Here is a 13,833-nt window from a genome sequence, read left to right as displayed (position 1 = left end):
GCGCCGCGCAGGCCCGCCGCACGGGCCCCGCCCCCGGCGGGACTGCGGCCCTCGGGGGCGGGGGGTGCTCGTCGCTACTTCTTGGCGTTCGCCCAGGTGTGCTGTCGGGCGACGTCCGCCCTGACCTCCGTCAGCTGGACGGCGACCGCGCTGGGCGCCGTGCCGCCGCGGCCGTTGCGGGAGGCCAGGGCGCCGGGGACGTTGAGGACGGAGCGCACCTCGGGGGTGAGGTGGGCGGAGATCTTCGCGAACTGCTCGTCGGTGAGTTCGTCGAGCTCCTTGCCCTCGGCCTCGGCGGCCTTCACGCACTCGCCGGCGACCTCGTGCGCGACGCGGAACGGCACACCCTGCTTGACCAGCCACTCGGCGATGTCGGTGGCGAGCGAGAAACCGGCGGGGGCCAGCTCCTCCAGGCGCTCGCGATGGACCGTGAGGGTGGCGATCATGCCGGTGAAGGCCGGGAGCAGGACCTCGAGCTGGTCGCAGGAGTCGAAGACCGGCTCCTTGTCCTCCTGGAGGTCGCGGTTGTACGCGAGCGGCAGGGCCTTGAGGGTGGCCAGCAGTCCGGTCAGGTTGCCGATGAGGCGGCCGCTCTTGCCGCGCGCCAGTTCGGCGATGTCCGGGTTCTTCTTCTGCGGCATGATCGACGAGCCTGTGGAGAACGCGTCGTGCAGGGTCACGAAGGAAAACTCCTTCGTGTTCCAGATGATGATCTCCTCGGCGATCCGGGAGAGGTTCACGCCGATCATCGCGGTGATGAAGGCGAACTCGGCGACGAAGTCGCGGGAGGCCGTGCCGTCGATCGAGTTGCCGACGCTGCCGTGCTCGAAGCCGAGGTCCTCGGCGACCGCCTCCGGGTCCAGACCGAGGGACGAGCCGGCGAGCGCGCCCGAGCCGTACGGGGAGACCGCCGTGCGCTCGTCCCACTGGCGCAGGCGTTCGGCGTCCCGGGACAGGGACTGGACGTGGGCGAGGACGTGGTGGGCGAACAGCACCGGCTGGGCGTGCTGGAGGTGGGTGCGACCGGGCATGGCCACGTCCGGGTGGGCCTCGGCCAGGCCGATCAGCGCGTCCTGGAGGTCGGCGATCAGTCCGCCGATGATCCGGGCGTGGTCCCGCAGGTACATCCGGAAGAGGGTCGCGACCTGGTCGTTCCTCGACCGGCCGGCGCGCAGCTTGCCGCCGAGGTCCGGGCCGAGCCGCTCCAGCAGGCCACGCTCCAGGGCGGTGTGGACGTCCTCGTCGGCGATCGTGCCGGTGAAGGAGCCGTCCGCCACGTCCGCCTCGAGCCGGTCCAGCCCGGCGAGCATGGCCGTCAGCTCGTCGTCGGTGAGCAGCCCCGCCTTGTGCAGCACACGCGCGTGGGCACGCGAGCCGGCGATGTCGTACGGCGCGAGCCGCCAGTCGAAGTGGACGGACGCGGACAGCTTCGCCAGGGCCTCGGCGGGGCCGTCCGCGAAACGGCCGCCCCAGAGCCGTACGTCACCGCTGTTGCTGCTCACTTGCGTTGCTCCTAGGGAGGTGGGTCGGTGTGCCGCGAGACTACGCCGGTGGGAGGTCCCGCCCGGCCGCGATTCGGCGACCGGCTGGCGAGGTCCGTGAAGCCCGAGGTGTCCGTACCGCCCGAGCGGGTGAGTGCGGCGCGCTCTCGTCTCGGGGTGCTCCTCACGGACGCTCGACTCATGCCGGGCGCTCGATCCATGCATGAGTATGCAGTGTGCTGCATGATTCGTCAATCGAGGGTCTGTGATGGGGCGGACGCGGCTGCCGCCCGGAGAACTTCTTGAAGGAGCTTTGAACAACAGCAACCGCTTGCCCGTACTCACGACCGAACGCAGGCGCCGCGTTTGACGAACCCACTCCTGACCCAAGTGAGGCATCCGCATGTCCAGGGCTCTTCCGAAGTACAACAAGCGTCGCGTGGCGGTCATCGGCGGCGCCGCCGCTCTGGCGCTGACCGGTGCGGTGGTCGTGAACTCCGCTCTCGCCGGGGAGACGTCCAACAGCGGCGGCACGAACGCCAAGACCCTCGCCTCCCCCGGCACGATCAGCTGCCCGGACGTCGCCTCGCGGCTCCCCGCGGTCCCGGCCACCGCGAAGGCCGAGGTCGACCGCAACCTCGCCCTGCTCAACACCCAGATCGCCGAGGCCAACAAGCGCCTCGTCGACACCGTCGGCCAGGGCGGACCCAACTTCGTCCAGAACGCCATCCTCGGCCCGCTCAAGGACAAGCGCGTCGCGACGGTCAACCGCATCGCCACCGCCATCGGCCGCACCGCCGCCAAGCCGCAGGGCCTCGACGCCCTGGCGCCGTGCGCCCTGAACGCCGGCGGCGCGGCGAACACCGGCGGGGGCGCCGCGGCCACCCCGCCCCAGGCCGGCGGCAACGCCGGGAACACCGGCAACGCGGGGAACGCCGGCAACGCGGGGAACGCCGGCAACGCCGGTGCCGCCGGCACGATCAGCTGCCCGGACGTCGCCTCGCGGCTCCCCGCGGTCCCGGCCACCGCGAAGGCCGAGGTCGACCGCAACCTCGCCCTGCTCAACACCCAGATCGCCGAGGCCAACAAGCGCCTCGTCGACACCGTCGGCCAGGGCGGACCCAACTTCGTCCAGAACGCCATCCTCGGCCCGCTCAAGGACAAGCGCGTCGCGACGGTCAACCGCATCGCCACCGCCATCGGCCGCACCGCCGCCAAGCCGCAGGGCCTCGACGCCCTGGCCGCCTGCACGCTGAACAAGTGACGTGACAGGCGTGGTGGCCGCCCCGCACGAGCACCGGCCGGGGCGGCCGCCACGGCGTGGTCCGGAGTCGCACGATTCTCCGACGCCCGAGCGCTCTTTCCCGAATAATCGTTAGACATGGGAAAGACCTATGAGCGCATCGACGGCAGACTCCGCACCTTCATCGAGGAGCAGCCCCTCTTCTTCACCGCGACCGCGCCGCTGGCCGGCGACGGAACGGTCAACCTCTCCCCCAAGGGCCTCAAGGGTTCGTTCGCCGTCCTCGACGACCGCACGGTGGCCTACCTGGACTTCGCGGGATCCCACGCGGAGACCGTCGCGCATCTGCGCGAGAACGGCCGGATCACGCTGATGTGGTGCGCCTTCCAGGGACCGCCGAACATCGTGCGGGTGCACGGCCGCGGGGAGCCGGTCTTCCGGGACGACCTCCGCTTCCCCGAACTCCTCGCCCGCTTCCCCGACATCGACGAGACCCGGCACGGCCTGCGCGCGATCATCGTCGTCCACGCCGACCTCGTACGGGACAGCTGTGGGTACGCGGTGCCCTTCATGACGTACGACGAGGACCGCGACCTGCACGCCAAGCGGTTCGCGCGGGAGGACGACGAGTCGCTCGACGCGTACTTCACCAAGAAGGAGCACATCGCGACGAGCATCGACGGGCTGCCGGGGCTGCCCCTGCCACTGCCCCCGTCCCGCCCGATGTGAGGCCCGGCCCGCGCTCGAAGCCCGCCCAGCAGCTCGACCGGGACGCCCGCGCCGCACCGGCCGAGGCCATGACGGACGCCGCGGAACCAGCCCGACGAGGGCGCGCTGCCCGCGGGCTTCGCCTACCTCGGCCAGTTCGTCGACCACGACCTCACCCTGGACGCCACCGCGGCGCACCCGGAGGACGCCCGTCACCGTCCGTCAGCTCCTCCAGGGCCGCTCCCCGGCGCTGGACCTCGACTCCCTGTACGGCCTCGGCCCGCACCACGCCTTCGACCGCCGCTTCTACGAGGACGACGGGATCCGGCTCAGGACAGGAACACACCCAGGGCGTGCGGGGCGACGGCTGGATCGTCGGCCGGCCCCTGGCCGGCTTCGAGAGATGGTCGAGCACTTCGTCGAACGGAAGGTCGACGTGGAGCCGCTGACCGCGGACGGCCTCGGGCAGGGCAGCGGCGGCGCGCGGCTCTCCGACGCGCCGCGCGCCGATCTCGCCCGGAACTGCCCGCTGTGGTTCTACGTCCTGCGCGAGGCCGAGGTCCGGGGCGACGGCAGGCCGACCGGCGTCGGCGGACGCATCGTCACCGAGGTCTTCCACCGGGCCATCGAGGGCAGCCGGCACTCCATCGTCCGCGATCCCCTCTGGCGTCCCTTCCGCAGCCCCGTGCGGGACCGCGCCGCCAAGGACGTGTTCGAGATGACCCACCTGCTGCTGTACGCCTTCGAGGAGCGGGCGGACCTTGCTCGACCCGCTGGGTCCGTGAACCCGGCCGGCACCGGCGGCTGAGCCCGCCGGCACCACCGGGACGGCGTGGGGCCGGCGGGGCGTTGCCCGGTCGGCCCTCTCGCGCTGCCGGGGCGCCGGGGCGCGGCTAGCGTCTGATCATGCGCCCTCGTGTCGTCGCTGTCCCGCTCCTGTGCGCGTCCCTGCTGCTGCTCGGTGCCGCTCCGGGCACCGGGACGGCACCGCTGCCGCTGCCCGCCCGGATGAGGGACACCGGCGGCGGCACCCAGCTGATCACGGCCGTCGCGCCGAGGGCAGGTTCCACCACCGGTGAGGTCGTCTGGTGGGAGCGGCGCGACGGCACCTGGGTGCGGGCCGGTTCCGCGAAGGCGCGGTTCGGGGCGAAGGGGCTCGTCGAGGGCACGGCCCGCCGCCAGGGGACGAACACGACACCGACCGGCCTGTACGACCTCCCGTTCGCCTTCGGCATCGAGGCGGCGCCGCCCGGGACGACGTACCCCTACCGCCGGGTGCGCCGGGACTCCTGGTGGTGCCAGGACAACGACTCCCGGTCCTACAACCGTTGGACGCAGCCGCGGGCGGCGGACTGCCGTGCCGCCGAGTCCGAGCGGCTGGTCTCGTACCGCACGCAGTACGCGTACGCCCTGGTCATCGGCTTCAACTACCGCACTCCGGTGCGCGATCGGGGGGCCGGCATCTTCCTGCACGTCGACGGGCGCGGGGCGACGGCCGGCTGTGTGTCCGTGCCGGCGGAGGCGATGCGGCGGATCCTGGCGTGGGTCGAGCCGGCCCGCGGGCCGCACCTCGCGATCGGGACGACGGGCGGGCGGACGGCGGTCACCCGGTACTGACCGGCGCCCCGCGGCACCGGCGGCCTCGCGCTCACGGGAAGGGGCGGCGGCGCGAACGTGCGGCGCTGAACACTCGGCGGTCCCGGCGCGTACTTGTGGTCCAAGGGTCAGTACCCCACGGAGGAACCGTGACCACGACGATCGCCGGCGGCCGTGCCGCCCGCCGCCAGACGATGCGCCGCATCCGTCCGCGCCGCTCCCCGGCCGTCCCGCTGCTGATCGCCGTATGGGCGGGCGCGGCGGGCGTGCTGTGGCTGTGGTGGAACAACACGCCGTCCATCGCCGACACCAACGGCATGATCCTCAACGCCGGGCGGATCACCGGTCTGCTCGCCGGCTACCTGATGGCGCTCGTCGTGCTCCAGATGGCCCGGGTGCCGGCACTGGAGCGCCGGGTGGGCTCGGACCGGGTGGCGCGCTGGCACGCGATGACCGGCCGGTACACGCTCTGCCTGACCTTCGCCCACGTGTTCCTCATCATGTGGGGGTACGCCCTCCAGGCCGGCAAGTCGCTCGGCGACATCGTCCAGCAGACGATCGACTCCGTGAACCAGCTGCCGGACATGGGCAAGGCCGCCATCGGCACCGGTCTGCTGGTGGTGATCGGGCTCGCCTCGATCGGCCCGGTGCGGCGCCGGATCCCGTACGACACCTGGTACCACGTCCACCTGATGACGTACGCGGCGGTGTTCCTGACGTTCTGGCACCAGATCACCACCGGCAACGACTTCGCCGTGGAACCGACCGCGAAGACCTTCTGGTACGTGCTGTACGGGGCGGTCACCGCGCTGGTGCTCTGGTACCGCATCCTCACCCCGATCCGGCTGAACCTGCGTCACCGCCTCTACGTCGAGGCGGTCATCGAGGAGACGCCCGGCATCGTGTCGGTGCTGATCGGCGGGCGCAAGCTGCACCGGATGGGCGCGGAGGCGGGGCAGTTCTTCCGCTGGCGGTTCATGGCGCCGGGGATGCGGTTCAGCTCCCACCCGTACTCGCTGTCGGCGGCGCCCCGGCCGGAGCTGCTGCGGATCACCGTGAAGGCGATCGGCGACCACAGCGAGGCGCTGCGCGAGCTGACGCCCGGCACGAAGGTGTGGGCCGAGGGCCCGTACGGCGCGATGACGGCGTCGCGGCGCAGCCGCGGCAAGGTGCTGCTGGTGGCCGGCGGCGTGGGCATCACGCCGATGCGGGCGCTGTTCGAGACGCTGCCGGGCGCGGCCGGGGACATCACGCTCCTCTACCGGGCCAACAGCACCCAGGACCTCGCCCTGTGGGACGAGCTGGCCAAGATCGCCGACGAGCGCGGGGCACGGTTGATGTACGCGGTCAACAGCCCCGACGGAGAGCGACCGGACATCTCGGCGGAGTCGTTGCGGCGGAAGATCCCCGACATCGACCACCACGACGTCTTCATGTGCGGGCCGAACGGCTTCGCCCAGTCGGTGTACGAGGCATTGCGCGGCGCCGGGGTCCCCGCCCGCCGCATCCACCACGAGTCGTTCGAGATGTGAGCGACGGGAATCAGGAGCTCAGGAAGAGATGCGGAAGAGTCACCCCCTCCGACGTGTAGTGCTCGCCAGCGCCGCCACCGTGTCCGGGATCGTGCTGCTGCTGGCGCTGAAGCCGGATGCGGACCCCGCCTCCTCGGCGGCCACGCTGCCCCCGCAGTCCTCGGTGCAGGGCGGAGCCGCGCAGGCCGCGGGGACCGCCACGGTCACCGGTGACGCGGTGCAGACGCAGTACGGGCCCGTGCAGGTCCGGCTGACGGTGGCGGGCGGGAAGGTCACCCAGGCCGAGGCCGTGCAGATGCCCAAGGGCGGGCAGAGCGACCAGATCAACGCGAACGCGGTGCCCAAGCTCAACCAGGCGGCCGTCGCGGCCGGCAGCGCCGACATCGACTCCGTCTCGGGGGCCACGTACACCAGCGAGGGCTACAAGAAGTCGTTGCAGTCGGCGCTGGACAAGGCGAAGGCGAGCGCGGGGGCCTCCCAGGGCTCCGGTGGCGCCGCGCAGGTCTCCGGCACGTTCACCGGTGACGCGGCGAACACCCAGTACGGGCTGGTGCAGGTCCGCATCACCGTCAGCAACAACAAGATCACCAAGTCGGAGACCGTCCAGGCGCCCAAGGGCGGGCAGAGCGACCAGATCACCTCGAACGCGGTGCCCAAGCTCAACCAGGCCGTGGTCACCACGCAGAGCCCCGACATCGACGCGGTGTCCGGGGCCACGTACACCAGTACCGGCTACCGGCAGTCCCTCCAGTCGGCGATCGACAAGGCGAACGCGAGCGCCGGGTCGCAGGGTTCGGGGTCGCAGGGCTCCGCGTCCCAGGGCTCCGCGTCCCAGGGCTCCGGTTCGCAGGACGCGGGGTCGCAGGGTTCCGGGAGCGCCCAGGCGTCCGGCACCTTCACCGGTGACGCGGCGAACACGCAGTACGGGGCCGTGCAGGTCCGCATCACCGTCGCCGGCGGGAAGATCACCAAGGCGGAGGCGGTGCAGGCGCCCAAGGGCGGCCAGAGCGACCAGATCACCGCGAACGCGGTGCCCAAGCTCAACCAGGCGGCCGTCGCGGCCGGCAGCGCCGACATCGACGCGGTGTCCGGGGCGACCTACACCAGCGGAGGCTACAAGCAGTCCCTCCAGTCGGCGCTGGACCAGGCCGGTGGCTGAGACGGTGGCCGAGTCGGCACAGGCTCCCGCCGCGGTACGTCACGCGGAGGAGGTCATGGGGACGGTCTTCTCCTTCGACGTCCGCGGCGGGGAATCCGGCGCGGTGCGGGCGGCGCTCCGATCGGCGATCGCCTCCCTGCACCGGGTCGACGAGGTGTTCAGCACCTATCGCGAGGACAGCCAGATCTCCCGGCTGGCGCGCGGTGAGCTGAGCGTCGAGGAGTGTGATCCCGAGGTGGCCGAGGTGCTGGAGCTGGGCGCCGAGGCGGAGCGGGTGACCGGCGGCTGGTTCAGCATGCGCTACCAGGGCGGCCGGCTCGATCCGACGGGGATCGTCAAGGGCTGGGCGGCCGAGCGGGCGGCCCGGCTGATCGCCGAGGCGGGTGTGAGCGGGGTGAGCGTCAACGGCGGCGGCGACGTGCAGTTGATGGGTGTGCCGGGGCCGGACCGGCCCTGGCGGGTCGGGGTGTCGGATCCGCTGCGCCCGGGCGGGCTCGCGGCGGTGGTCTCCGCGGCCGGGGCCGACGAGCTGGCGGTGGCCACGTCCGGGACGGTCGAGCGGGGGGCGCACATCGTCGACCCGCGCACGGGGCGCTCGGCGGTGACGGACCTGGTCGCGGTGACCGTGGTGGCCCCCCGGCTGACCTGGGCGGACTGCTGGGCGACGGCGGCGTTCGCGATGGGGTCGCGGGAGGCGCTGCAGTGGTTGGAGTCGCTGCCGGACGTGGAGGCCTTACTGGTCACGGCGGGCGACGAGGTGCGGTGCACCGGCGGGCTGGCGCGGCGGCTCGGCTGAGCCGGCCGGGGGGACGGATCGCGCGGCGCGGCGCCGACCGGCTGCCGCCGCGTACCCGTGCCGCCCCGGCGCCACGCGCTCCCGCGGTCGCGCCGGATGCCGTCGGGGACGAGCTGCGGGACGTCACCTGCTCATGGGCCAGGGGAACCGTACGCCACCCGGTTCGGGCTCGGGCGCGGAAACCAGACGCCACCCACCCGGGGCCCGGAGGGAACCGGACGCCGCCCGCTTCGGGCGCGGAGAACCGGACGCCGCCCAAGGGCGCGGCAAACTGAGCGTCTCCCAAGGGCCCGGGGACCTGGACGCCCCCGCCCCGAGGCGCGGGAACCGCCCGACCGGCCACGGTCAGCCCGCGGTCCCCGCACCACACGGGCTCGCCCACCGCACGGGCTCTCGCACCGCACAGGCTCGCGCACCGCACAGGCTCTCGCACCGCACGGGCTCGCACACCGCGCCGGCTCGCGCACCGCTCAGTGACCGTTCTGCGCCAACCGCAGCAAGTGGTCCGCGAGCGCCTGGCCCCCCGTGGGCTCCCGGCTGATCAGCAGCAACGTGTCGTCACCCGCGATCGTCCCCAGGATGTCGTGCAGTTCGGCCTGGTCGATCGCCGAGGCGAGGAACTGCGCCGCCCCCGGAGGGGTCCGCAGGACCACGAGGTTGGCGGACGCCTCCGCCGAGATCAGCAGTTCCTGGGACAGCCGCCGCATCCGCTCCTCCTTCGCCGACCCCCCCAGCGGAGCGCGCGGCGTGCGGAAACCACCCTCGCTCGGCACCGCGTAGATCAGGTCGCCGTCGGTGTTGCGGATCTTCACCGCGTTCAGCTCGTCCAGGTCCCGGGAGAGCGTCGCCTGGGTGACGCTCAGCCCGTCGTCGGCGAGCAGCTTCGCCAACTGGCTCTGCGAGCGCACCGGTTGCCGGTTGAGGATGTCCACGATCCGGCGGTGGCGGGCGGTACGCGTCTGCGGCACGGCGGGCCCGTTCGCCCCCGGCTGCTCGTGATCCTGCGCCTGGCTCATCGTCGTCTCATTCTCCGGATCGTCCGTCCCCGCCCACTGCGTCGAGGAGGCCGGGCAGTGCCCCGAGGAAGGCGTCCGCCGCGTCGTCGCCGAGGTTCAGCGGCGGCATCAGCCGGACGACGTCGGGGGCGGGCGCGTTCACCAGGAATCCGGCCTCCTGAGCCGCCTGCTGCGTCTGGGGCGCGAGCGGCTCGGTGAGCACGATACCCAGGAGTAGGCCCGCGCCCCGGACACCGTCGACCAACGGGTGCCCGAGACCCTCGATTCCCTCCCGCAGCTTCTCGCTCTGCCGCTTGACGTTCTCCAGCAGCCCCTCGTTCTCGATGGTGTCGAGGACGGCGATTCCGGCGGCGCAGGCGACCGGGTTGCCGCCGAAGGTCGTCCCGTGGTGGCCGGGACCGAGGAGTTCCGCCGCCCGCCCGAAGGCGACCGTCGCGCCGAGCGGCAGTCCGCCGCCGAGTCCCTTCGCCAGAGTGACGACGTCCGGCAGGACGCCCTCGTGGGCCTGGTACTCGAACCAGTGGCCGGTACGGCCGACGCCGGTCTGCACCTCGTCGAGCACCAGCAGCGCGCCGGAGGCGGCCGTGATCGCGCGGGCGGCCTTCAGATAGCCGGCGGGCGGGACGACGACGCCGTTCTCGCCCTGGACCGGCTCGATGATCACGAGGGCGGTCTCCTCGGTCACCGCGGCGGCCAGCGCCTGCGCGTCGCCGTACGGGACGTGGGTGACGTCCCCCGGCAGCGGCAGGAAGGGGTCCCGCTTGGCGGGCTGGCCGGTGAGGGCGAGGGCGCCCATGGTGCGGCCGTGGAACCCGCCGGTGGTGGCGACCATGTGGGCGCGCCCGGTGAGCCGACCGATCTTGAAAGCGCCCTCGTTGGCCTCGGCGCCGGAGTTGCAGAAGTAGACCCGGCCGTCCCGGCCGAAGCGCTGGAGGAGCCGCTCGGCGAGCGCGACGGGCGGCTCGGCGACGAACAGGTTGGAGACATGGCCGAGGGAGGCGATCTGCCGGCTGACGGCGTCCACGACCGCGGGGTGGGCGTGGCCGAGCGCGTTGACGGCGATGCCGCCGACGAAGTCGAGGTACTCGTTGCCGTCGGCGTCCCACACCCGGGTGCCCTCGCCGCGGACCAGGGGCAGGCGGGGGGTGCCGTAGTTGTTCATGAGCGCGCCCTGCCACCGCGCCGTCAGGTCCTGGTTGCTCACGACGACTCCCCCTTGTGCTCGTCGGGCACGACCATCGTGCCGATGCCCTCGTCGGTGAAGATCTCCAGCAGGATCGAGTGCTGGACCCGCCCGTCGATGACCCGGGCGGTGGTGACGCCGTTGCGCACGGCGTGCAGGCAGCCCTCCATCTTGGGGACCATGCCGGAGGACAGCTCCGGCAGCAGCTTTTCCAGTTGGGAGGCGGTGAGGCGGCTGATCACCTCGTCGGAGTTCGGCCAGTCCTCGTAGAGGCCCTCGACGTCGGTGAGGACCATGAGGGTTTCGGCGCCCAGTGCCGCAGCGAGTGCCGCAGCCGCCGTATCAGCATTGACGTTGTAGACATGTCCGTCGTCCTGGGAACGGGCGATCGACGAGACGACCGGGATGCGGCCGTCGGCGAGCAGGGCCTCGATGGCGCCCGTGTCGATCGCGGTGATCTCGCCCACCCGTCCGATGTCGACCAACTCGCCGTCGATCTCGGGCTGGTGCTTGATGGCGGTGATGGTGTGCGCGTCCTCGCCGGTCAGTCCGACGGCCAGCGGGCCGTGCTGGTTGAGCAGCCCGACCAGCTCGCGCTGGACCCGCCCGGCCAGCACCATCCGGACGACGTCCATGGCGTCCTCGGTGGTGACGCGCAGGCCGGCCTTGAACTCGCTGACGATGCCGTGCTGGTCGAGGGCGGCGCTGATCTGCGGTCCGCCGCCGTGCACGACGACGGGTTTGAGGCCCGCGTGGTGCAGGAAGACGACGTCCTGCGCGAAGGCGGCCTTCAGGTCCTCGTCGATCATGGCGTTGCCGCCGAACTTGATCACGACGGTCCTGCCGTTGTGACGGACCAGCCAGGGCAGTGCCTCGATGAGGATCTGTGCCTTGGGGAGCGCGGTGTGCTTACGCGTGGTGCTCATGAGGAGTAGGCGCTGTTCTCGTGGACGTAGTCGGCGGTGAGGTCGTTGGTCCAGATGGTGGCGGTCTCGGAGCCGGCGGCGAGGTCGGCGACGATGTGCACCTCGCGGTAGCGCATGTCGACCTTCTCGCGGTCCTCGCCCACGCCGCCGTTCTTGCACACCCAGACGCCGTTGATGGCGACGTTCAGCCGGTCGGGCTCGAAGGCGGCCCGTGTGGTGCCGATGGCGGACAGGACCCGGCCCCAGTTGGGGTCCTCGCCGTGGATGGCGCACTTCAGGAGGGTGTTACGGGCGATGGAGCGGCCCACCTCGACGGCGTCGTCCTCGCTCGCGGCGTTGACCACCTCGACCTTGATGTCCTTGCTGGCGCCCTCGGCGTCCCGGATCAGCTGCTGGCCGAGGTCGTCGCAGACGGCCCGCACGGCCTCGGCGAACTCCGCGTACTGCGGGGTGACCCCGGAGGCGCCGGAGGCGAGCAGCAGCACGGTGTCGTTGGTGGACATGCAGCCGTCGGAGTCGACGCGGTCGAAGGTGACCCTGGTGGCGGCGCGCAGCGCCTGGTCCAGTGCGGTGCTGTCGAGGTCGGCGTCGGTGGTGAGGACGACGAGCATGGTGGCGAGACCGGGGGCGAGCATGCCGGCGCCCTTGGCCATGCCGCCGACCGTCCAGCCGTCCTTCGTCACGACGGACGTCTTGTGCACGGTGTCGGTGGTCTTGATGGCGATGGCGGCCTTCTCGCCGCCGTGCTCGGACAGCTGTGCCGCGGCCGTCTCGACGCCCGGCAGGAGCTTGTCCATGGGGAGCAGGACGCCGATCAGGCCGGTGGAGCAGACCGCGACCTCGCCCGCGCCCACCCCGAGCACGTCCGCGGCCTTCTCGGCGGTGGCGTGCGTGTCCTGGAAGCCCTTCGGCCCGGTGCAGGCGTTGGCGCCGCCGGAGTTGAGGACGACGGCGGCCAGCTCACCGCTCCGCAGGACCTGCTCCGACCACAGGACCGGCGCGGCCTTGACGCGGTTGGAGGTGAAGACACCGGCGGCGGCGCGGCGGGGCCCGGCGTTGACCACGAGGGCCAGGTCCGGGTTGCCGTTCTCCTTGATCCCGGCGGCGATGCCCGCCGCCGTGAACCCCTTGGCTGCCGTGACACTCACGGTGCGACTCCGATCGTGGAAAGTCCGGTGGTCTCGTCGAGACCGAGGGCGATGTTCATGCTCTGGACGGCACCGCCCGCGGTGCCCTTGGTCAGATTGTCGATGGCGCTGATGGCGATGACCCGTCCCACGGCCTCGTCGTACGCGACCTGTACCTGAACGGCGTTGGAACCGTGGACGGACGCCGTGGCGGGCCACTGGCCCTCGGGCAGCAGGTGGACGAACGGCTCGTCGGCGTAGGCCTTCTCGTAGGCGGCGCGGAGGGACTCGCCGGTGACGCCCTGGCGTGCGGAGGCGCTGCACGTGGCGAGGATGCCCCGCGACATCGGCGCGAGGGTCGGCGTGAAGGACACGGAGACCCGCTCCCCCGCCGCGGCGCTGAGGTTCTGGATCATCTCGGGCGTGTGCCGGTGCCCACCGCCGACGCCGTACGGCGACATCGAGCCCATGACCTCGCTGCCCAGCAGGTGCGGCTTGGGCGTCTTGCCCGCGCCGGAGGTGCCGGAGGCGGCGACGATCACGGCTTCGCTGCCGGCGAGCCCCGCCGCGTACGCCGGGAAGAGCGCGAGGGAGACGGCCGTGGGGTAGCAACCGGGGACCGCGATGCGCTTGGACCCCTCCAGCGCGGCGCGGCCACCCGGCAGTTCGGGGAGGCCGTAGGGCCAGGTTCCGGCGTGCGGCGAGCCGTAGAACCGCTCCCAGTCGGCCGGGTCCTTCAGCCGGAAGTCGGCGCCCATGTCGACGACGAGGACGTCCGGGCCGAGCTGCTCGGCCACGGCGGCGGACTGGCCGTGCGGGAGGGCGAGGAAGACGACATCGTGTCCGGCGAGGACGTCCGCGGTGGTCTCCTGGAGCACACGGCCGGCCAGCGGCAGCAGGTGCGGCTGGAGCGCGCCCAGCTTCTGGCCCGCGTTGGAGTTGCCGGTCAGGGCGCCGATCTCGACCTCGGGGTGCGCGAGGAGCAGGCGCAGCACTTCGCCGCCCGCGTATCCGCTCGCTCCGGCCACTGCCGCACGTACCGCCATGGAATCCTCCTCCTGGATGG

General features: G+C 72.3%; 13 protein-coding genes. 7 read left to right on the top strand and 6 right to left on the bottom strand.

The annotated features are described in order from the left end of the window. Positions 1–74 precede the first annotated feature (74 nt). Positions 75–1,502 (bottom strand): argininosuccinate lyase, encoded by a 1,428-nt coding sequence (gene argH / locus ACZ4YY_RS24905; protein WP_468294183.1) that lies wholly within the window; start codon positions 1,500–1,502, stop codon positions 75–77. A 382-nt stretch (positions 1,503–1,884) separates the two neighbouring features. Between argH and ACZ4YY_RS24900 the strand changes: the two genes are divergently transcribed. From ACZ4YY_RS24900 to ACZ4YY_RS24870, 7 genes are all read left to right on the top strand, one after another. After that, a complete protein-coding gene (locus ACZ4YY_RS24900; RefSeq protein WP_468294181.1) occupies positions 1,885–2,745 on the top strand; it encodes a hypothetical protein in 861 nt (286 codons plus the stop codon). A 117-nt stretch (positions 2,746–2,862) separates the two neighbouring features. After that, a complete protein-coding gene (locus tag ACZ4YY_RS24895) occupies positions 2,863–3,453 on the top strand; it encodes a pyridoxamine 5'-phosphate oxidase family protein (protein WP_468294178.1) in 591 nt (196 codons plus the stop codon). A 382-nt stretch (positions 3,454–3,835) separates the two neighbouring features. Next, a complete protein-coding gene (locus ACZ4YY_RS24890; RefSeq protein WP_468294175.1) occupies positions 3,836–4,240 on the top strand; it encodes a hypothetical protein in 405 nt (134 codons plus the stop codon). Between the two features lie 98 nt (positions 4,241–4,338). Next, complete coding sequence (locus tag ACZ4YY_RS24885; RefSeq protein ID WP_468294172.1) at positions 4,339–5,049, top strand: L,D-transpeptidase family protein; 711 nt, start codon at positions 4,339–4,341, stop codon at positions 5,047–5,049. A gap of 128 nt (positions 5,050–5,177) precedes the next feature. After that, positions 5,178–6,560: a ferredoxin reductase family protein gene (locus tag ACZ4YY_RS24880; protein ID WP_468294169.1), complete on the top strand. Its 1,383-nt coding sequence runs from the start codon at positions 5,178–5,180 to the stop codon at positions 6,558–6,560. 28 nt (positions 6,561–6,588) lie between these two features. Continuing rightward, positions 6,589–7,719, top strand: a complete 1,131-nt coding sequence (locus ACZ4YY_RS24875; protein ID WP_468294166.1) for an FMN-binding protein — start codon at positions 6,589–6,591, stop codon at positions 7,717–7,719. After that, positions 7,712–8,515: an FAD:protein FMN transferase gene (locus tag ACZ4YY_RS24870; RefSeq protein ID WP_468294163.1), complete on the top strand. Its 804-nt coding sequence runs from the start codon at positions 7,712–7,714 to the stop codon at positions 8,513–8,515. Before ACZ4YY_RS24875 ends, ACZ4YY_RS24870 begins: the two co-directional genes overlap by 8 nt. 470 nt (positions 8,516–8,985) lie before the next feature. Here the strand turns inward: ACZ4YY_RS24870 and ACZ4YY_RS24865 are convergent, their stop codons facing one another. Genes ACZ4YY_RS24865 through argC form a run of 5 tightly spaced genes read right to left on the bottom strand, consistent with a single transcriptional unit; the run spans position 8,986 to position 13,813 of the window. Beyond that, complete coding sequence (locus ACZ4YY_RS24865) at positions 8,986–9,531, bottom strand: arginine repressor (protein WP_031114708.1); 546 nt, start codon at positions 9,529–9,531, stop codon at positions 8,986–8,988. A 7-nt stretch (positions 9,532–9,538) separates the two neighbouring features. Continuing rightward, on the bottom strand, positions 9,539–10,735 hold the full coding sequence (locus ACZ4YY_RS24860; RefSeq protein WP_468294160.1) for an acetylornithine transaminase: 1,197 nt from the start codon (positions 10,733–10,735) through the stop codon (positions 9,539–9,541). Then, positions 10,732–11,640, bottom strand: coding sequence for an acetylglutamate kinase (argB, locus tag ACZ4YY_RS24855; protein WP_468294157.1), 909 nt, complete (start codon positions 11,638–11,640; stop codon positions 10,732–10,734). Before argB ends, ACZ4YY_RS24860 begins: the two co-directional genes overlap by 4 nt. Further along, positions 11,637–12,788 carry a bifunctional glutamate N-acetyltransferase/amino-acid acetyltransferase ArgJ gene (argJ, locus tag ACZ4YY_RS24850; protein ID WP_468294155.1) on the bottom strand — a complete coding sequence of 384 codons (1,152 nt, stop codon included), beginning with the start codon at positions 12,786–12,788 and terminating at the stop codon, positions 11,637–11,639. The genes argB and argJ overlap by 4 nt, the downstream gene beginning before the upstream one ends. Continuing rightward, positions 12,785–13,813 carry an N-acetyl-gamma-glutamyl-phosphate reductase gene (gene argC, locus ACZ4YY_RS24845; RefSeq protein WP_468294152.1) on the bottom strand — a complete coding sequence of 343 codons (1,029 nt, stop codon included), beginning with the start codon at positions 13,811–13,813 and terminating at the stop codon, positions 12,785–12,787. Before argC ends, argJ begins: the two co-directional genes overlap by 4 nt. Positions 13,814–13,833 lie beyond the last annotated feature (20 nt).

Source organism: Streptomyces sp. NPDC030143, from assembly GCF_055573695.1.
This window is presented reverse-complemented; position numbering and strand designations above follow the sequence as displayed.